General features: G+C 61.5%; 13 protein-coding genes. 6 read left to right on the top strand and 7 right to left on the bottom strand.

The genetic code is table 11. The annotated features are described in order from the left end of the window. Positions 1-127: 127 nt before the first annotated feature. Entirely contained in the window at positions 128-1,588 is a 1,461-nt protein-coding gene (locus RIN13_RS05000) for an amino acid permease (RefSeq protein ID WP_309106239.1), read from the bottom strand. Between the two features lie 169 nt (positions 1,589-1,757). Between RIN13_RS05000 and RIN13_RS04995 the strand changes: the two genes are divergently transcribed. The 3 genes from RIN13_RS04995 (at position 1,758) to RIN13_RS04985 (ending at position 4,309) form a co-directional block, all read left to right on the top strand. After that, the gene (locus RIN13_RS04995; RefSeq protein WP_309106238.1) at positions 1,758-2,678 is read left to right on the top strand and encodes a LysR substrate-binding domain-containing protein; all 921 of its coding nucleotides are present in this window, start codon (positions 1,758-1,760) and stop codon (positions 2,676-2,678) included. An 88-nt stretch (positions 2,679-2,766) separates the two neighbouring features. After that, positions 2,767-3,195, top strand: coding sequence for an aspartate 1-decarboxylase (gene panD, locus RIN13_RS04990; RefSeq protein WP_309106237.1), 429 nt, complete (start codon positions 2,767-2,769; stop codon positions 3,193-3,195). Positions 3,196-3,382: 187 nt separating this feature from the next. Continuing rightward, complete coding sequence (locus tag RIN13_RS04985; RefSeq protein WP_309106236.1) at positions 3,383-4,309, top strand: AEC family transporter; 927 nt, start codon at positions 3,383-3,385, stop codon at positions 4,307-4,309. A 69-nt stretch (positions 4,310-4,378) separates the two neighbouring features. Here RIN13_RS04985 and RIN13_RS04980 read toward each other — a convergent pair whose 3' ends face one another. Both RIN13_RS04980 and RIN13_RS04975 read right to left on the bottom strand, forming a co-directional pair. Next, complete coding sequence (locus RIN13_RS04980) at positions 4,379-5,380, bottom strand: LLM class flavin-dependent oxidoreductase (protein ID WP_309106235.1); 1,002 nt, start codon at positions 5,378-5,380, stop codon at positions 4,379-4,381. Between the two features lie 296 nt (positions 5,381-5,676). Next, positions 5,677-8,016, bottom strand: a complete 2,340-nt coding sequence (locus RIN13_RS04975) for a chromosome segregation ATPase (protein ID WP_309106234.1) — start codon at positions 8,014-8,016, stop codon at positions 5,677-5,679. A gap of 493 nt (positions 8,017-8,509) precedes the next feature. Here RIN13_RS04975 and RIN13_RS04970 point away from each other — a divergent pair, with 493 nt between their 5' ends. After that, positions 8,510-9,922: a sigma-70 family RNA polymerase sigma factor gene (locus tag RIN13_RS04970; RefSeq protein ID WP_309106233.1), complete on the top strand. Its 1,413-nt coding sequence runs from the start codon at positions 8,510-8,512 to the stop codon at positions 9,920-9,922. Positions 9,923-10,298: 376 nt separating this feature from the next. Here the strand turns inward: RIN13_RS04970 and RIN13_RS04965 are convergent, their stop codons facing one another. After that, positions 10,299-10,631 (bottom strand): Lsr2 family protein, encoded by a 333-nt coding sequence (locus RIN13_RS04965; protein ID WP_309106232.1) that lies wholly within the window; start codon positions 10,629-10,631, stop codon positions 10,299-10,301. Positions 10,632-10,876: 245 nt separating this feature from the next. Between RIN13_RS04965 and RIN13_RS04960 the strand changes: the two genes are divergently transcribed. Both RIN13_RS04960 and RIN13_RS04955 read left to right on the top strand, forming a co-directional pair. Continuing rightward, positions 10,877-12,616: a helicase HerA-like domain-containing protein gene (locus tag RIN13_RS04960; protein WP_309106231.1), complete on the top strand. Its 1,740-nt coding sequence runs from the start codon at positions 10,877-10,879 to the stop codon at positions 12,614-12,616. Between the two features lie 159 nt (positions 12,617-12,775). Further along, positions 12,776-13,768 carry a hypothetical protein gene (locus tag RIN13_RS04955; RefSeq protein WP_309106230.1) on the top strand — a complete coding sequence of 331 codons (993 nt, stop codon included), beginning with the start codon at positions 12,776-12,778 and terminating at the stop codon, positions 13,766-13,768. A 64-nt stretch (positions 13,769-13,832) separates the two neighbouring features. On the opposite strand, the gene RIN13_RS04950 is transcribed toward RIN13_RS04955, so the two are convergent. From RIN13_RS04950 to RIN13_RS04940, 3 genes are all read right to left on the bottom strand, one after another. Continuing rightward, the gene (locus RIN13_RS04950; RefSeq protein ID WP_309106229.1) at positions 13,833-15,824 is read right to left on the bottom strand and encodes an NHL domain-containing thioredoxin family protein; all 1,992 of its coding nucleotides are present in this window, start codon (positions 15,822-15,824) and stop codon (positions 13,833-13,835) included. Further along, entirely contained in the window at positions 15,824-17,968 is a 2,145-nt protein-coding gene (locus RIN13_RS04945) for a cytochrome c oxidase assembly protein (RefSeq protein ID WP_375164724.1), read from the bottom strand. Before RIN13_RS04945 ends, RIN13_RS04950 begins: the two co-directional genes overlap by 1 nt. A gap of 165 nt (positions 17,969-18,133) precedes the next feature. Continuing rightward, positions 18,134-18,418: an HU family DNA-binding protein gene (locus RIN13_RS04940; RefSeq protein ID WP_247046834.1), complete on the bottom strand. Its 285-nt coding sequence runs from the start codon at positions 18,416-18,418 to the stop codon at positions 18,134-18,136. Between the last annotated feature and the right edge of the window lie 247 nt (positions 18,419-18,665).

Below are 18,665 nucleotides of genomic sequence, written 5' to 3'. Positions count from 1 at the left end.
TTCGCCCGAAAACGACGAACCCTCCCGCACCTGAAGTGAGGGAGGGTTCGTCAATAACGTCCCATATCTGATCGAGCGTCGCAGGATTTCCTGCGATAAGTGAGGGAGCGTTGTAGTGCCTGGTCAGCTAGACGCCGCTCGACACCTCATCGCGCTCCTCGTGGCGCGGGCTGTTGGGGTTCATCAGCGAGTGCCTGCGGCCGTAGAAGAAGTAGATGGCCAGGCCGATGATGAGCCACACACTGAAACGGGCCCAGGTCTCCCAGTGCAACTGGAACATCAGGAACGCTGAGGCCAACACACCAAAGGCGGGGATCAGTGGCATCAGGGGCAGGCGGAAGGTGCGCGGGGCATCGGGCTTCTTGTAGCGGAACACAATCACCGAGAAGCAGACGACGACGAAGGCAGCCAGGATGCCGATGTTGGTCAGGTCCGCGACAGCCTTGATCGGGAACACGCCAGCCAGGAGGGCCGAGGCGATGCCGGCGATCCAGGTGACGCGCTGAGGAGTGCCATGCCGGTCTGTCTTGGCAAACCAGCCGGGCAGCAACCCGTCACGGCTCATCGAGAACCAGACGCGCGTGACGCCGAGGAGGAAGGTCAACATAACGGTAAGGATGGAGAGCACGGCGAAGACGGAAATGATGGTGGCAATGATCGGCAGTCCCACACCTGTGAAGGCTGATGCGAAGCCGGCCTTCGGGTCAATGTCCTTGTAATTCTGCATGCCGGTGAGGACCAGCGTAGCGGCAACATAGAGGAGCATCGCGATGATGAGGGACAGGATGATGGCCTTCGGCATGTGCTTCTTGCCGTCCTTGGCCTCCTCGGCGGCGGTGCTCATGGCGTCATATCCGAACACTGCAAAGAACACTGTTGCCGAGCCGGCCAAGACAGGGCCGAAGCCGCTGGGCATGAAGGGGTTGTAATTCTCCGCATTTATGTAGAAGACACCCAGCCCGATGATGAACAGGATCAGGACCACCTTGATGGCCACAGCCACCAGTTCGAAGCGACCGAAGGCCTTGGTGCCCCGGGAGAGGATCCAGGTGACGATCAGGCAGACGACAATGGCCGGAATATTGACAATGCCGCCCTTGCCCTCATCCGCCGTCGAGGTCATCCATGTTGGCATGTGGACGCCGATCCCGGAGAGGAAAGCGTCGAAGTAACCGGAAATACCGATGGCCACCACAGAAACAATCGCAATATATTCCAGGAGGAGGTCCCAGCCGATGAACCAGCCGATCACCTCACCCAGCGCAACATAACCGTAGGTATAGGCCGAACCAGCACGAGGGATCATGCCGGCAAACTCTGCGTAGGAAAGCGCTGCGGCCGCGGAAGCGAGACCGGCGATCAGGAAGGAGAACAGCACTGCCGGACCAACGCCTGGCGTTCCTTCACTGCCGGCAGCCACCAGGCCTGCCAGGGAGAAAATCCCGACGCCGATGATGCCGCCAACGCCGATGGCTGTGAGTTGCCATAGTCCAAGACTCTTGAACAACCCGCTGTGTTTGTTTTCTTCTTCGATATCGTCAATCGGCTTTCGCCGCATGATTGACTGGGTCAAATCTTTGGTACTCATCAGGGACTCCTGCTTAGTGTGTGGACCCATCGCTCCGCCCTGTGATGGGGGTTACTGCGTCTTGAACAGTATGCAAGTGGTGTCCCATTAGATAAAGTGACTTTTGCTAAACATTAATCATTAGAATCTGTAACTATATTGCGAGAACGGCGATGCGGAAGAGGAACCAATGCTCGACGTAAGACGCCTGAGACTGCTCCGTGAACTGAAAATCAGGGGCACCCTGGCGGAGGTGGCGGAGGCCCTGCAGTACAGTCCGTCGTCTGTCTCGCAGCAGCTCGCCTTGCTGGAAAAGGAGGCCGGAGTTGAACTGCTCCGAAAGACCGGCCGAAGGGTTCAGCTGACCCCGCAGGCCGAGGTTCTCGTGGCCCATACTGCCCAGCTCCTGGAGACATTGGAGCAAGCAGAGGCCGATCTCGCCGCTTCCCTCACCACGGTGACCGGAACAGTCAGGATCGCTGTCTTTCAATCCGCAGCGCTCGCCTTGATGCCGGACACCTTGACGCGAATGGCAGCCACGTATCCGGAAGTCCGGATTGAGATGACGCAACGGGAGCCTGAGACAGCCCTGCACGAGACCTGGGCCCGGGACTTTGATTTAGTGATTGCCGAACAGTATCCGGGCCACGCGGCCCCCCGCTACCCCGAACTTGACCGCATCAAACTGACAAGTGACGCCATCAGGCTCGCTGTCCCACCGCCTTCCCCGGACCGTCCGGCAATCACTTCCATTGCTGATGCGGCTGACCTGGCGTGGGTTATGGAGCCGCGGGGAGCAGCTTCCCGTCACTGGGCAGAGCAGGCCTGCCGGAGCGCGGGATTTGAACCGGATGTGCGCTTCGAGACCGCCGATCTGCAGGCCCAGATCCGCTTGATCGAGTCGGGGAACGCCGTCGCATTCATGCCCGACCTTGTCTGGACGGGGAAAACGACGACGGCGCAACTCCTGGCATTGCCGGGGGATCCCCACAGGACCGTGTTTACCTCAGTACGCCGCTCCAGTGTTAAGCGCCCCGCCATTCTTGCGGCCCGTGAAAACCTGGCCCTAACAGCGGAGTCTATTGCGCCCGCAGTCGCCCACAACGGGTAAGCCCGGAACGTACGGCCCGGACGAGCCCGCACCGTGGGTTACGTGGATCACTGCGGCTTGCGGCGGGTGGCGCTACACTGGGCGGGTTATGAATCGCACAATGTTCAAGTCCAAAATCCACCGGGCCACCGTGACGCATGCCGACCTGCACTACGTCGGTTCGGTCACTGTTGACCTCGACTTGTTGGATGCTGCCGATATTCTTCCTGGCGAGCTGGTGGCCATCGTTGATGTCACCAACGGCGCGCGGCTGGAAACCTACACGATTGCCGGCGAACGCGGATCCGGTGTAATCGGCATCAATGGCCCCGCTGCCCACCTGGTGCAGGAAAACGACATCGTCATCCTCATCACCTACGCCGAGATGACCACCGAAGAAGCCAAGGCCTACGCCCCCAAAGTGGTCCACGTGGACAAGGACAACAAGATCGTCCAGCTGGGCAACGATCCCGCTGAGGGCATCACTCCGGGCCTGATGCGACCGCCTTACGCCTTGAACAATGCCGCTCTGAGCTGACCGGGCCTCCTTCACCTTCACTGCCTTGGGACTTGCTGCGCCCGTCCTGCATGAGCATCGCTCCTGCCGCCCTGCCGCGTCCGCATACCGAGATATAGCCTGCTTCGGCAACTCCGACCTAACAAATCTGATTAGCTGTACCCGTGACCGCTCACCCTTGCACCGTTGACTCCCCGGGGACGTCACGGTGGTAGATGTTCTCGCGGGCTTCTTTGTGGTGTGGTCCATCATCTTGGTGGGAATGTTCGTCGGCAGGCGGAAGCTTCTGGGTGATAATGCCCGCTCCGTCCTGAGCGCTCTGACGTTTTTCGTGGCCAGCCCGGCCCTGCTGTTTGAAACACTGAGCAAGGCAAAGCTGCAGGACGTCTTCGCCGCTCCGCTGCTGGTCGCCGCTGTTGGCGCCGTAGCAACGGCAACCCTATACCTGCTGATTTCCCGGCTGCTCCTCAAACGCAAAATGCCCGAAACACTGATCGGCACTATGAGCGCATCCCTCGCCAACTCAGCGAACCTGGGCATCCCCATCGCCGTGTTCGTCCTCGGCGATGCCAACTACGTGGCTCCTCTGCTGATCTTCCAGCTCGCTTTCTTCACCCCTGTTCTGCTGATGGCCCTCGATGCCACCACCAGTTCTCACCGGACAACGCCCTTGGGTTTTCTGCTGCTGATTGTCAGGAACCCCATGATCGTCGGTTCCGGCCTTGGACTCCTGGTGGCGGGCACCGGCTGGCAGGTTCCGGCGCTGGTGATGCAACCGATCCACCTGATCGGCGGCGCCGCGATCCCCGCCATGCTCATAGCGTTCGGTATGAGCCTGAACGGTTCACGCCCACTGCAGGCCTCGGAGGAGCGGCGCCTGGACACGTTACTGGCCAGCGGGTTCAAGCTCCTGATCCATCCGCTCCTGGCCTATCTGTTCGCCCGTTTCGCGCTGGGACTTGAAGACCATGCCCTGTTTGCCGCGGTGGTCACCTCAGCCCTGCCCACGGCGCAGAACGTCTTCGTGGCGGCAAGTCGCTACAGGACCGGCATCACAGTGGCCAAGGATACGGTGCTCATCACGACGGTGGTCGCCGTCCCGGTCCTGATCGCCGTGGCATTCCTGCTCAAATGATTAAGCCAGGCTAGGCGGCGCAGCGCTTCCAGAACTGCCCCGTCAGACGTGAGGGCACCGCTGATGTTGTCACCTTGCCGTCACATTGGTTACAAGACCGGCCGCCGCAGCCACAAGCTCCACGGACCTTAGCCGGCCTTCGGTCCCGGTGCTTTGGTGGGCGATGATCAGCTCGTCGGCGTCTGCATGGGACGCGAACCCCTCCAGGTACTCCAGCACTGCCTCGGAGGTACCAACAGCGGAGTACTTCATCATGGTCAACACGTGCTGTCCCTGCGGGGAGTCGAGGATCATATCCGCTTCATCATCCGTGAAAACGCGGCCGTTACCGAAAAACAGACCTACCCGCGCGCGCTTCGTTGCCTGGAACATCTCCTGCGCTTCCGCCGTGGTATCCGCTGCGATCACGTTTACCCCTGCAATAACATAGGGCGTTTCGAGTTGGGCGGACGGCTTGAATTCGCGTCGATACAGCGCGACGGCGTCCTGCAGCGCATTCGGAGCAAAATGGGAGGCGAAAGCGTAGGGAAGGCCGAGTTGCGCGGCCAGCCTGGCTCCGAATAGTGATGATCCCAGGATGTAGAGCGGCACATCGGTGCCTTTGCCGGGCGTGGCTTCAACTCCCTGGATGCGGGTGGGGCCTGTCAGGTAACCCTGCAGTTCCAGAACATCCTGGGGGAAGCTATCGGCGGCCAGCGGATCCCTCCGGAGTGCGCGCATGGTGTTCTGGTCGCTGCCAGGGGCACGGCCGAGCCCCAGGTCGATGCGGCCGGGGTGAAGCGTTTCCAGCGTGCCGAACTGTTCAGCGATGGTAAGGGGGGAATGGTTGGGCAGCATTACTCCACCGGCGCCCAATCGGATGTTTTTTGTATGAGCAGCGATGTGGGCAATCAGCACGCTGGTGGCCGAGGAGGCGATGGCGGACATGTTGTGGTGCTCTGCATACCAGACACGGCGGTACCCCAGTGCCTCCGCCAGTTGCGCCATGGCTACACTTCCCGCGAGACTTTCCGCCGCCGTCTGGTCTTTTCCGATGGTGGCCAGGTCAAGGATGGAAAAAGGGACAGTCACAGGTAGCGGCCTTTCGTAGCAGCGGTTGTTCCGGGCCGCTTTACGGCGCCCGGAACTGCGGGCGGAACCCACTCTTTGGACAACGACGGCGGCAGTGCCGTTATTTCTGTCCGGCACGCGACGTGAACCACAGCGTCCAAAACGCACATCCGGAAGCCGCCGCATCCGTCAGGAGACCGGGCGCCACGGGCACAGCGCGCAGGAAGAGGGCCGGTCTGATGGGGACCGGCCCTCTTCCCGGATGCCGCTGCTATAGCATCCTGCCCTACGTCGTTGAACTCATCACGCGGTTGTCATCAGGCCACGCATCCCCCGAGGGCGATCTGCCCGTCGAGTGCCTTTATCTGGTTCTGAACGGATCCAAGTTGGGTCTGGAGCGCGGTGACAGTTGCTTTCTGAACCGCAATGGCAGCTTTGTTGTTTCCCTTCTTCGCTTCCAGATTCCGGAGCACCCCTTGGGCGTCCGTGACTTGTGTGTCCAGGCTTGTCAGCTGCGTCTGCAGTGTCTGCAGCTGTGCTTCTGTGGCACTGATGTCCTCATTAAGTTGGTTGAGCTGTGTCAGAAGAGGGGCAACCCTGCCCTGCAGCGAGAGTACCTCTGCCTCCGCCGTTGCAATCCTCGCGTTGAGTACCGACAGATCGGCAACCAGTCCGTCCAGTTGGCTATTGAGCGCTACGATGTCGGCCGTCTTGACTGCTACAGCCGAGTTGGCGTCCGCTACCGCTCCCTCAAGGGCCGGCAATTGAGCCTCGAGATTGCTGATGTCTTCCTTCTTGCTATCCACGTCAGCGTTGGCGGCTGTCAGGGCGGCGTTCGCGGTGAGTAGCTCCCCTCGCAGTCCCTGGAGCACGCCCTTCTGCTCCGCTATCACGGCTTTTGCCTCCGCAACACCGTCAACCAGGCCTGGAAGTTCGGCCTCCAGATCCGCGACTAGCTGCTCCTGCGCCACCACGGCCTGATCGGCTTCAGCGGCTGCAGTCTCGAGCCTGGGCAGCTGATCCTGGAGGTCACTGAGCTCCCCCTGTTTGTCGCTCACCGCAGTATCGGCGTTAGCCACGTTTGACTGCAGCGTTGGGAGCTGGCCCTGCAGGGTGCTGATTTCAGCTTCCTTGGCGGCCACGGCACTGTTGGCTTCAGTTACTGCTGTCTGCAATGGCGCTGCCTCCTGCTGAAGGGTGCTGCTCTGCTGTTGCTTAGCCAGCAGTTGGGCGTTAAGCGAGTTGACCTGGGTCTGCAGGGTGCCCAGATCACCCTGCAGGCCAGAAATCAGGGTGTTCTTGTCCGTGATTTGCGTATTCACTGCGGCAAGTTCGGCGGTCTTTGCAGCACGTTGATCCACCAGCGCCTTCCTGGCCGGGTCATTGCCATTGCCGTTGAAATCCTTGATTTGGGCCGAGAGAGTGGCGATTTGCCCTTCAAGAACCACCTTTTTGGCCTCCAGAGTTGCCAGCTCGGTCTGGGCAATTCCGATAGCGGCCTTCTTGGCCGTGATCTCGTCGTCTTTGGCCTCGATTCGCTGCTCCAGATCTAAGATTTCGGCGCTGACGGCCGTGATGTTCTTTGTATGGGCGGTGAGCGCCTGGGCTGCCGCCAATGCAGCGGCTTCAAGCACATCAAGTGCTCCCTGTGCCGTGACGATTTCGGCATCGTGCAGACTAAGCGCCTTGGAGGCATCTCCTGCGGCTGCCTCCAAAGCCTCCAACTCACCTTGGGCCAGGGCGATTTCCTCGCCCTGGGTCACGACGGCGCCAGCGGCAGCGGCAGCCGTGCCCTGAAGAACGGTGAGGGCGGCCTTGGCCTCAACAATTTCTGCCTGCTGCGCGTCCAAGGCGCCTTGTGCCGCCGCCCCTTCCGCTTCCAGGGCGGCAAGGGCGGCCTCGGCGTCGAGCACTGCCCGCGCGGCTGCAGCCACGTCGGAATCGGCGGATTCTGCTACCTCCACCAGAAAGGCAAGTTCATTTTGCGCGTCGCCGATCTGAGTGTTTTTGGCCGCCAAAGAATCTGCCGCTGCTTTCGCGGTCGCCTCAAGATTCACCTTTTCGCCTTCAGCTGTTGCGATCTGGCTCTTCTTGTCTTCAATCTGGTCGCTGAGCTCCACGGCCTGCTGGTTCAGCCGGGAAACAGCGGCTTCAGCCAGGCCCAGCTCTTCCTGCAATGGGATGAGCAGGCTCTGGACGTCAGCCTTTTCGGCCGTCAGATCGGCCAAAGCCGTTTGGGCTGCTCCGATGGCATCGGACGTGGCCGACTGCTCGGCTTTAAGGGTTGCGAGGGTGCTTTCTGCGGTCTGGATATCGCCGTCCAGCTGCAGAACCTGGGCATCGAGCGCAGTGATGGAAGCATCCAGCGCGGAAATCTCAGACTTGAGCGTGGTCTCAGTGGACTGGAGCGCTGCGCGCTCCGCCTGCAATTTCGCAATAAGCTCAGCGTTCTTTCGCGCCGAGGCCTTGAGCAGGTTCTCCTGCACCGTCCCTCGATGGGCCAGCTGATTGACCACACCGTTGCAGACACCGGATGCCGGCCCCGTTTCGGCTGTTGCGAGCGGAGCAAGGACAAGCATGCTGGTGACTATTCCGGGAAGCACCACTGCAGCTGCTAGGCGACGGACGAAGACAGGCGTGGACAGATTGCTGTTCATTGGGACCCCCAAGATGAGACGAGACCTTTAGTATGCGGACCACTGTGGCCGCGAAGTGTAGTCCCGATCGTAAGACGGCTGCACATGCCCGGCCACGAGTAACAAGTACGCGTCTTTTCAGCATCGGACTACTTGTTTGCTCCCCCGAAGTACTCACTTTTACTGGTCAGGACTACTTGGTTTGCATCAGGATCTTCCATTGCACAGAACCCAGGCAAGAAGCTCTCGAGGTAGCCGTCGCCTTGCAGAATAGCCTGATAGCGCGAACATTTTTTCCATTCAAGCGTCACGATTTGGCTCGAAGTCCGTAAACTGAGTGGACGTTCTGCGGGCCCGGTCAAATCCAATGGTGTGCGTACGAAGAAGCCCTGAAATCCAGGGCACGTCAATGGGGTGGAAGACGAGCGATCGTGACGCTGGAGCGGAAATCAAGAACCTGGGGCCACGTGGCCGAGGCCAGAGTCGCCGTCGTGCCGCCGCAGAACCTGAAAACATGACTGTCTGGAACGTCGCCCTGGGTTCCGATGAAGACCTGGTCACGTCCGTTGCCGAAGGCGACCATCCGGCGGCAGTCGAGGAGCTCTACAGGCGCCACTGGGACGCGAACCTCCTGTTCGCCAAGCGACTGATGGCAAACGACTTCGACGCAGAGGACATCGCGTCTGAGGCTTTTTTGAAGGTCATTGCAGCCATTCGCCGAGGTCTGGGGCCCCGGGGCCCCTTCCGCCCCTACTTGTTCCGGGCCGTCCGCTCCTGTGCGGCCGATCATTGGGGTGCTCAGGCAAGGCACAGCACTGATGGGGATGTAGAAGCGGCGCCGGAAGAAGATCCCGGCTATGCCAGGGTGCTGGATGAAGCCGACCGATCCCTCGCGGCGTCGGCATTCGCTACACTGCCCATCCGCTGGCAGACGGTACTGTGGCACCTCGATGTTCAGGGTGATCCGCCCCGCAGGGTAGGCCCGCTGCTGGGGCTGGAGCCAAATGCAGTGTCCGCTGTCGCTGCTCGGGCACGCCGGGGCCTACGGCAAGCTTATCTGCAAGCCTACGTAGCAGGATCGCTCGGTGAAGCGTGCGAACCGACGCTGCCGTTGCTTGCGAAATCGGTGGTGGAAAATCTCACTGGACGAGAGGCCCGGAAACTTCGGCTACACACTGACCGCTGCCTCAAATGCAAGGCTGCACTGGGCGACCTGGAAGACGTAAGTTCCACCATGCGAAGGGCCGTGGGCCCTTGGTTCGTCGGCCTGCTGATCCCCTTTCTGGGGCTCAAGGGCTCCATGCAGATCGGGTTTCTTCCCGCCGACCCCGGCTCTTGGGTCGCGGGGCAAACGGCACTCACCCAGTTGTCCCTGGCCGCAGCGAGCGTCGCAGTCGTCGGCGGCATCGCGGCGGCGGTCGTAGCCCCTGCGCTGCTGTCACCGCCCCCCGGTGCGTCAGTGAGTGCCGGCGTGCAGGTATCAGTCTCACCGGAGACTGCAATGGGGATTCAGGCAGGGTCGGATCCGGTGCGTGATCCGACTGTGCGGGGGCAGGGAAATCCGGCGCCCAGCACGAACGCGTCAGCGCCAAGAAGTCCGGCAGACCCTACCGCCTTGCCCAATACCCCTGAGCCTGGGAACCCTGATCAGGGACAGTTCGGGAGGGACAGTCACGCCTTGGCTGTGACCAGCCCTTCTCCTGAACCATCCGTTGTTCCCGCGCCGGTCCTGCCTCCAGGAGTCCTTCCTCCGGCGGTAACGGATCCCCTGGCCGGCGTCCTGCCGTCCTCCCCTATCCCCTTGGTCCCGTTAGCGCCCGTACCAGATCCGACCGTGACGCCGGTTCCAACGGCTACCCTTGGCCCTGCCAACCCCGACGGAAATTGCACAGTGATTGTCCTCGTATCCATCTGCTTAAGTCGCTGACCGGCAACTTCTCCGCAACTTGGTATGGCATCCCGTGCTTTTCACCGGCACCAAAGCTGCGAAATAAACGAGAGTCGATAATAGTCAACGGCTTGGCGGCGTAATCGTGACGCCAATTAGGCAGATACTTTTGTGGTCATCCTCACAAGTAAACTTTGCCACCGATATCGGGGTTGTGATGATTCACTTAGCCAGCACGTTCCGGGTAGTTGTCAGGAAAGTATTTCAAAGAAACTTGCATTTCTGCCGTCACGATTAAGGCAATGCGTCGTATATAAACAGGTGCACTTCAATTTGCTTGGTGCTTGGTGACAATAGCTGCCTTCCCTCCCATATTGCGGGGGCGACGATGGGAAGGCACCGGCTCCGAATGCCCTTAGTGTGCGGCCATGTAGTCGGCCATGACGGTAGCCTGGACCCGACCGCGCTCATTCACTGACAGGCCTTGCGCCTTAGCCCACTCGCGAACCTCCCCAGAAGTCGGGGAAGAGCCCTGAGCGGCGGCTCGAGGACGACCTCTCCCACGGTTCGGCGCCGAGGAGCGGCGCGCTGCAGACACGTAGGGATCAAGGACGAGGCGGAGCTCGGCGGCGTTCCTTTCGTTCAGATCGACTTCATATTCGCTCCCGTCGATTGCGAAGTTCACTGTTTCATTTGCTTCGGAACCATCGAGGTCATCTTCAAGGAGAATTACCATCTTTTTTGCCATGAGAAAACGGTATCACTTCCCATTACGTCAAATCCCTGATTTTTGCACACTGACGAATGAACTCATGATTCCTTATCATTTATTGGCTATTTCTGAGTGTTGGCCGTATCTCTATGGGGAATGGGTAAAGTCGAACCTGGGGATCCCAAATACTCGGACTGATGGTTACCCGCAGATGCTGCGCCGAAAAAATCCACCGTCGATATGACGTAACCCTCCGGGCATCCCCCGCTAAGCTAAGCCGCATGGCTGAGAAATCAACTGCGGGCAAAGTGCTTACTATCCAGCAGGGCTACGATTTGGAAGGGCCGGTCATTGAGCTTGGGGCGGCAATCGTCGAGGGCGAGTTGCACAAGGACGCCCCTGTCAGGCTGCCCCTCGCCATGATGAACCGGCATGGCCTGGTGGCAGGCGCAACAGGCACCGGCAAGACCGTCACGTTGCACATGATGGCCGAGCAGTTGTCTACCGCGGGGGTGCCGGTATTTCTTGCGGATCTCAAAGGCGACCTGTCAGGGCTTGCCACCGCCGCAGTCGCAAGTGAAAAACTGCGCCTGCGCACGGACGGGATCGGCCAGGAATGGTCGGGTAAAACTTTCCCCGTTGAATTCCTGGCCTTAGGTGGCGACGGGATCGGCATCCCCGTCCGGGCGACTGTCACCTCTTTTGGCCCTATCCTGCTGTCCCGGGTCATGGAGCTGAACGATACGCAGGAATCGAGCCTGCAGTTGGTTTTCCATTTTGCTGACAAGAACAACCTTGAACTGATCGATCTGAAGGATCTTCGGGCCGTCATCCAGTTCCTCACGTCACCTGAAGGCAAGGAGGAGCTGACCGGGCTCGGCGGACTATCCAAGGCCACCGCAGGGGTCATCCTCCGGGAGCTGGTCTCGTTGGAAGCGCAAGGCATGGAGAAGTTCTTCGGGGAACCGGAATTCGACTCAGCCGAGCTTCTCCGCACGGCGCCGGATGGTCGTGGCGTCATCTCCTGCCTCGAACTTCCAACTCTGCAGGCCAAGCCGATGCTCTTTTCAACGTTCCTCAGGTGGCTTTTGGCTGACCTCTTCGAAGAACTGCCGGAAGCCGGCGACCTGGCCAGGCCCAAGCTTGTCTTCTTTCTCGACGAAGCGCACTTGCTTTTCAACGACGCCACCAGGTCTTTTCTGCAGGCCATCACCACCACTGTTCGGCTGATCCGATCCAAAGGAGTCGGAATCTTCTTCGTGACCCAGACGCCGAAGGACCTTCCGGCCGATGTTCTCGGGCAACTCGCCAACCGGATTCAACACGCCCTCCGTGCTTACACCCCAGAGGACGCAAAGGCACTCAAGGCCACTGTCTCCACGTTCCCCATGAGCGATTACGACCTCGAGGAGGTCCTGACATCCGCCGGGATCGGCGAGGCGGCGGTAACCGTCATGAATGAGAAAGGCGCCCCGACTCCTGTGGCGCTGACGATGCTTCGTGCCCCTGAATCCGTAATGGGTCCCAGCTCAACGGAGCTCCTGAGCAGTACCGTGGCAAGCTCGTCCCTGCTCGCAAAATACGGGACGGCCGTTGACAACGTTTCAGCCTACGAAAAAATCGCCGGCAAATCGGCTGCCCCGACCGGGCCAGCAGCGCCTGGCCTGCCTCCGACGCCTTTCGCGCCGGACGGCATTCTCAGGGATTCGGCCGATGCTGCAACCGCAACCCCTGGGCACGGGACTTCTGCTATCGACGCCGAGGCCCGCCGAATAGAGGAGGAAATCCTGGGCCGCCCCAGCAGCAGGCCGCTTCCGAGCGGCGGGGAGGTTCCTACCCCCGGGCCACGGGCAGCACCCGCTCCGCGACCACGCGCCGGCAGCACGGGTGGAGGGCTGTCCGGCGTTCTGGGGGATGCCCTGGGTGGCGGGCTGAAGAGCATGGCCCGATCTGTCGGGACCCAGCTGGGGCGTGAACTGTTGCGCGGCGTCTTCGGCATCTCGTCGAGGCGCCGCCGCTAATTTGTGATGCTGAACCGACGTCGTTGATTCGACGACCCCTCCTCGTCACCCCTGCCGCAAGGAGCATAAATAGGACCCTGTTGGCTCTGCCTTTCGTCATACCGACGACACTCTTCGCCGGGATATCCCCGCCTTACAGGTAACGTAAGGTAGGTGCAGATGAGTCAAGCGTTGGTGAAGATCGCGGCCGGATGGCTGTTGGGTCTTATGCTTGCCGTCGCCGCTGCCGTTGTCGCAGTGAACCTCGTGAACGATTCAGTCGCCAGTCCACAGCAACCCGTGAGAGAGTATCTGGACGCGTTGCACAAGGGCGACGGTGGAAGGGCCCTGGGGTTGTTGAGGGCCTCCGTACCCGAGAGCAGTGCCGCCATGCTGGACGGTTCAGCCTTGCAAACCGCAGCGGCAAGGATCTCCAACGTCAAGCTGGGCAAGGAAGAGGTCCAGGCAGATGGCCGGGTGAAGGTCCCGATGGACTACACCATTGACGGCAGCAGGCTCCATACCGACTTCCTGCTCGAAAAAACCGGAACCGAGTGGCTTTTCTTCGATACGTGGGCCTTTGTTCCCGCACCTCTTCCCGTTCTGGATGCAACAGTAGTGAATTCAAGCGAGGCCACGCTCAACGGGGTGCCCGTGAACATGCCAAACGGGCGCAACTCCTTCGCGGTTTTCTATCCCGGCGAGTACGAAGCCAGCCTCAACGACGAATATTTCTCGGCACCACCGACAAAGGCCACGGTATCCGGGCGGGATGTTCCTCCAGCGCCGTTGAACCTGTTGACCCAGGCCACTGACGGACTGAAGGAAGCCGTGAGCGGCAAGGTCAAGGAGTTCCTGGATACGTGCGCCGCCGGGGCTGTGGAGCAGCAACGGCTCCAACCGGATTGCCCGTTCTATCACGCCACCAACAACCGGGTCACCCCCGGCACCATCAAGTGGGAGATTACCGAGTATCCCAAGGTATCCATCGAGCCCTTTGGCGGGCAGTGGGTGGTGTCACCGTTGGATGGTAAGGCCAGAGTCACAGCGCAGCAGGAGGATCTGTTCACGGGCCAGATCTCGGAGCTGAACGTCGTTCAGGACTTTAGCTTTACAACCCGCCTGGACATCGGCGCCGACACCATCACCGTTACGCCCATCCTGACGTATTGACCCCCCGCCGGGTTGGGGGCTACGGTCGACGGCGTTACTCGCCGCAGGCGGCGCACCAGTCTTCCTAGTCCATGCCGCGCAGGTCCAGCACGAGTTCCGTGTCGCCGTCGGGCTGCAGGAGAACAGGGATACCCCAGTCCTGCTGATACAGGTGGCAGGCAGCGTGGTCAGGGATCTCGCCGTCGGCCGTTTCAGGGCCGTCACAGGCCGCAGCGCGCGCCGTGATGTGCAGAATTCCCTCCGGGATATCGGCGGCGAGCTCCAGCGTGCGGAGCAGGCCCACAGAGGTTCCGGCCCCGGATACCAGGAGCTCAGGGGGTGTGGACGAGATCTTCAGCTGGGTAGGGTCACCCCAGCGGTCATCCAGCTTTTGCCCGGTGGGAGCCGTGAAGCGGACCGTCAGCTCCATGGGCCCAGGCGCCACGGGGCTCTTGGGCCGGTGGGTCTGCACAGCGCCCTCGTCCACCTGCTGTGCTTCCTTGGGGATCGGGACGTAGACCAACTGGTGTTTGTTGGCTTCAACCACCACCAGCAAGGGCTCGCTTCCCGCAACCTGGGTGTGATCCACAATGACGTCGGATGGCTCTGAGAGCCCGCGGGCCAGTGTGGAGACCGTGCCGGCCACGGGGTCGTAACGGCGCACTGCCCCGTTGTAGGTGTCGGCAATGGCGACGGAACCGTCAGGCAGCACCGTCACGCCGAGGGGGTGCTGCAGACGGGCGGCGGAGGCCTCTCCGTCGCGGAAGCCGAAATCGAACAGCCCCTTGCCGACGGCGGAGTGCACCGTGACCGCGCCTGAACCGTCAATTACCAGTTTGCGTAGTGCAGACGTCTCAGAATCCGCTACCCAGATGTTGCCGTCAGCGTCTTCAGCCAGGCCAGAGGGTTGGGCGAACCAGGCCTCATGCGCATCACCGTCCAGGAGGCCTTCAAGTCCGCTTCCGGCGAGGATGGAGACGGCGCCTGAGCGGGGATTGAAACTGAAGATCTGGTGCACGCCGGCCATGGCGATGACAACAGCCTTGAGCTTGCTGGACCACACCACGTCCCACGGTGAGCTGAGCGAGACGTCCAGCGGGTGGTCGCCCAGGGACCCGCCGAAGCCCGCGCCCTCCTCATCGACTCGGGCAGGGCCGGTTTCGAGAAGACGCTGGACGCCGTTGCCAACGATCGTCCGCACCGTTCCGTCCGTGAGCGAGAGTCCGCGCAGGCGGTGGTTGACGGAGTCAGCAATGACGACGTCGTATCCTGCTTCAGCGGCAACGTCTTCCGGCAGCAGAACAAGGCCCTGGGGCTCGTTGAAGCGGGCGGTTGCGTCCGGACCCGCGCCGGGACCGTCTTCGTGGCCCTTGAGCCCGGAACCAAAAGTACCCAGGACGGTCTGAAAGTCAGTATCAAGTTCCACCAGACGGTGGTGACCAGTATCAGTCAGGAGCCAGGATCCGACGTCGGACGGCGTTCCGGTCGCGTCTCCGGCCGCAGTTCCACGTCCGGCAGGCAGGTACAGCGCTTTGCCGGGGAAACGCAGGGTTCCCGACGTCGGCTCCGGCGCCACGTACGGACCGTTACCGCGGTGCAGCGTGCCCTTCTCCTCGTGCTCGGCGATGAGTTCAGGGATCAGCACGGACAGGCCGTCAGCATGGCCTTCGCCGGACAGGTGGGCCACGATATAGCCCTCGGGGTCAACCACCACGAGGGTCGGCCAGGCGCGGGCAGCGTATGCCTTCCACGTTTCCAGCTCGGGGTCGTCCAGGACCGGGTGGTGGATGTCGTAACGTTCCACTGCCGCCGCAAGGGCCACAGGATCGGCCTCGTGCTCGAACTTCGGCGAGTGCACGCCGACAGTGACGAGGACGTCGGAGTACTGCTCCTCAAGAGGCCGCAGCTCGTCCAGGACATGGAGGCAGTTGATGCAGCAGAAGGTCCAGAAATCCAGCAGCACGATCTTGCCCCGCAGTAATTCCAGGTCCAGGGATTTTCCGCCTGTATTGAGCCAACCCCTGCCCACAAGTTCAGAGGCGCGGACCCGGAGGTGGGTGCGTACGGTGTCGCTCATCAGCGTCCTTCCAGCTTTTGGTTTCGTTCGGCAACCTTGGCATCACGTTCGGCCAGCTTGGCAAACATATCGTTGTAAGCAGTCAGATCGGCGTCGTTATTCCTGTCCGCCGCCCGATCGGTCCGCCGGGTCTCCCGCGCATCCGAGCGGGACCACATCACTGCGACGCCGATCGCCACCAGCAGCGTGGGTACCTCGCCGATTCCCCACGCCACGGCACCTCCCGTTTGCTGGTCAAGGAGGGCTGGCTGGCCCCAGGACCTGCCCAGGTTGCCGAAGTAATCGGCTGCCAGCAAACCGGTGCCACCCATGATGGAAACACCGAAGAAGGCGTGGAAGCCCATGGTCGCCAGGAGCAGCAGGAGCCGCATGGGGTATGGGGCACGCTGAGGCAACGGATCAGTACCGATCATGGTCAGCACGAATATGTAGCCGGTCAGCGCGAAGTGCAGGTTCATGAGCTCATGGCCCACATGCTCCCGCATGGCAAAGCTGAAGGCATCGGAGAAATAGAACAGGACAATCGAACCGGCAAAGTTGGCTGCCGCGAAGAGCGGGTGAGTGACCAGTTTCGAGAAGCGGGAATGCACAAACAGCAGCAGCCATTCCCGGATCCCGCGCGAACCGTCAGAGCGGGCAGTCAGCGCGCGCAGGGCAAGAGTCACCGGCGACCCGAGCACCAGGAAGATGGGTGCAACCATGGTCAGGGCCATGTGGTCCACCATGTGCGCTGAGAAAAGCACACGTCCATAGACCGACGGTGCCCCGGACGTGATGTAGGTCAGGACCAGAAGCCCGATGACCCAGTTGATGGTGCGGAACCAGGACCATTTGTCACCGCGCCGCAGGACTTTCCGCACACCGAGGATGTAAGCCGCAAGCCCGAAGACAGCCACTGTGATCCACAACCAGTCCAACCGCCACTCGGTGAGCCAGCGCTCCGGGGTCAGCTCGGGTGGAAGCTCGTAGCCGGTGAGGATGAAGGCAGGAGAGGCGCTAGGGGCGTACGTTGTGGGCTGGGGCGGGGCTGAACGTGCCAGCGCGACGGCGATGCCCGACGTCGCCCCCATGATCAGCAGTTCCGCTATGACCAGCTGCCAAAGAACCCGCCGGGTGGAAAGCGCAGCTCCTTGCCGGTTCAGCTGGGGGATGATCCATTGCCGGTGCATGAGTCCAATGGCTCCCAGCACCAGGGTGGCGATGGCCTTTGCAAGGACCAGCTGGCCGTAATCCGAGCCGAACAGGTCGCTCCAGTTGGTCAGGCGGATGCTGGCGTTAATCACGCCCGAGGCGAAGACCAGGACAAAGGCGAAGCCGGCAAGAGTTGAGAACCGTCGGAGTACGGCTTCGGTGATGTCGGTCTTTCCCGCAGGTTTGGAGCCGGTAAGGATTCCGGACAGGGCCGCCAACATGACGATTCCGCCCACCCAGGCGGTTACTCCCATGACGTGCAGGCCCAAGGAGTTGATGGCGCCCTCGTGATCGCTCGAGCTGGAAGAGTGGCCGACGAGGGCCGGCGGCACCAGGCCGATCAGCGCCAATACGAGGGTAAGCGCCAGGCCGGTGAGGGACCGCACGCCAAACAGTGCGGTGCTGACCACGGCAGCGATGATGACGACGGCCAGCCATGCTCGGCCCGTTTCGATATCCGTCATGAAGTACACCAGGGCGCGCGTGAATTCTGCGTCTCCTGCCACGGCTTGGCCGGCGACATCCGAGTAGGTAAGCACCAGGACGGCGATGGCGGACAGGGTCCACGCCACACCGGCCGCTGCGGCCACCGTCAGTGCCCTCGTAAAGGCAGGGTGCTCCGGCAACTCGTTGGCCCTGGAGCGGGATCCCCCGACGGACCGGGGCAGGATGCCTACAGCGAAGATGAGCCCGCCGATTACTGTGGCCAGCGAAACGTTGTGGATGGCCTTGCTGACAGGCAGCCCCCACCGGACAAAGGCACCGGGATCGGAGACGTCACGGGCGGTCGCCGCCCCTGAGAAAAGCAGTGCGGCTGTCAGGCCGAGAAATACTGCGAGCACGCCTCCCAGCAGCCACGGCCTTGAGACGCCGAGGACACTGCCAGCCCCCCGCTGCCCTTCTAGGGGCGGCAGCGTTGGGGCTGTGGAGGGGGATTTTGATGCGGAAGGCACCTATCCATTGTCCGCTACACCCGTGAACTCCGCGAATCGGGCGGTCTTGCCGACGGAGGGCTACGGACGGGGGTCTGCTGCGGCGAGGCAAATAGCGGTGTGGGTTAAATGGCGAAGGAGCGGCAGCCCGTAGGCTGCCGCTCCTTCTAAGCCTGGAAGAAGACTCTACTTCTTGGAGACAGCAGCCTTCAGCTTGGAGCCCGCCGTCAGCTTGACGCTGTGGCCAGCGGCGATCTGGATGGTCTCGCCGGTCTGGGGGTTGCGGCCGGTGCGGGCAGCGCGGTCGGTACGCTCAACTGCGAGCCAGCCCGGGATGGTGATCTTTTCGCCCGAGGCGACAGAGGTCTCGAAAACCTCGAACAGTGCATCCAGCACGGAGTTGACGGCTGCCTGGCTGGTGCCGGCCTTGCCTGCTACCTCTGCAACAAGTTCACTACGGTTCTTAGCCATTTATGTCCTCCTGGACGGTCATGATTCTGGAGCCTGCATGCGGCATGCGTACAAGCCACTGTTCGAAAACTTACCAGCTTGCCGCGATGAGGGCTGCAAATTCCGCGTGTTTCCGCGACTTTTTGAGGAAAAACACGGGAAATCTCCCCTTTCGAGGGCATATTTCGCCCACAGCGGACGCTCCCTCACCTTTCGCAGGCCATGGCCGGACGCTCCTTCACATCCCGCCGCTCCTGGCCGGACGCTC

The organism is Arthrobacter sp. (genome assembly GCF_031179985.1).
Classification (GTDB): Bacteria; Actinomycetota; Actinomycetes; order Actinomycetales; family Micrococcaceae; genus Arthrobacter.
The sequence above is the reverse complement of the archived record's forward strand: the minus strand, read 5'-3'. Positions and strand labels throughout refer to the sequence as shown.

Coding starts and splice junctions, on each gene's coding strand:
- RIN13_RS05000 (WP_309106239.1), bottom strand. CDS start 1,588: ATGAGTACCAAAGATTTGACCCAGTCAATCATGCGGCGAAAGCCGATT.
- RIN13_RS04995 (WP_309106238.1), top strand. CDS start 1,758: ATGCTCGACGTAAGACGCCTGAGACTGCTCCGTGAACTGAAAATCAGG.
- panD (WP_309106237.1), top strand. CDS start 2,767: ATGAATCGCACAATGTTCAAGTCCAAAATCCACCGGGCCACCGTGACG.
- RIN13_RS04975 (WP_309106234.1), bottom strand. CDS start 8,016: ATGAACAGCAATCTGTCCACGCCTGTCTTCGTCCGTCGCCTAGCAGCT.
- RIN13_RS04970 (WP_309106233.1), top strand. CDS start 8,510: ATGACTGTCTGGAACGTCGCCCTGGGTTCCGATGAAGACCTGGTCACG.
- RIN13_RS04965 (WP_309106232.1), bottom strand. CDS start 10,631: ATGGCAAAAAAGATGGTAATTCTCCTTGAAGATGACCTCGATGGTTCC.
- RIN13_RS04960 (WP_309106231.1), top strand. CDS start 10,877: ATGGCTGAGAAATCAACTGCGGGCAAAGTGCTTACTATCCAGCAGGGC.
- RIN13_RS04955 (WP_309106230.1), top strand. CDS start 12,776: ATGAGTCAAGCGTTGGTGAAGATCGCGGCCGGATGGCTGTTGGGTCTT.
- RIN13_RS04950 (WP_309106229.1), bottom strand. CDS start 15,824: ATGAGCGACACCGTACGCACCCACCTCCGGGTCCGCGCCTCTGAACTT.
- RIN13_RS04940 (WP_247046834.1), bottom strand. CDS start 18,418: ATGGCTAAGAACCGTAGTGAACTTGTTGCAGAGGTAGCAGGCAAGGCC.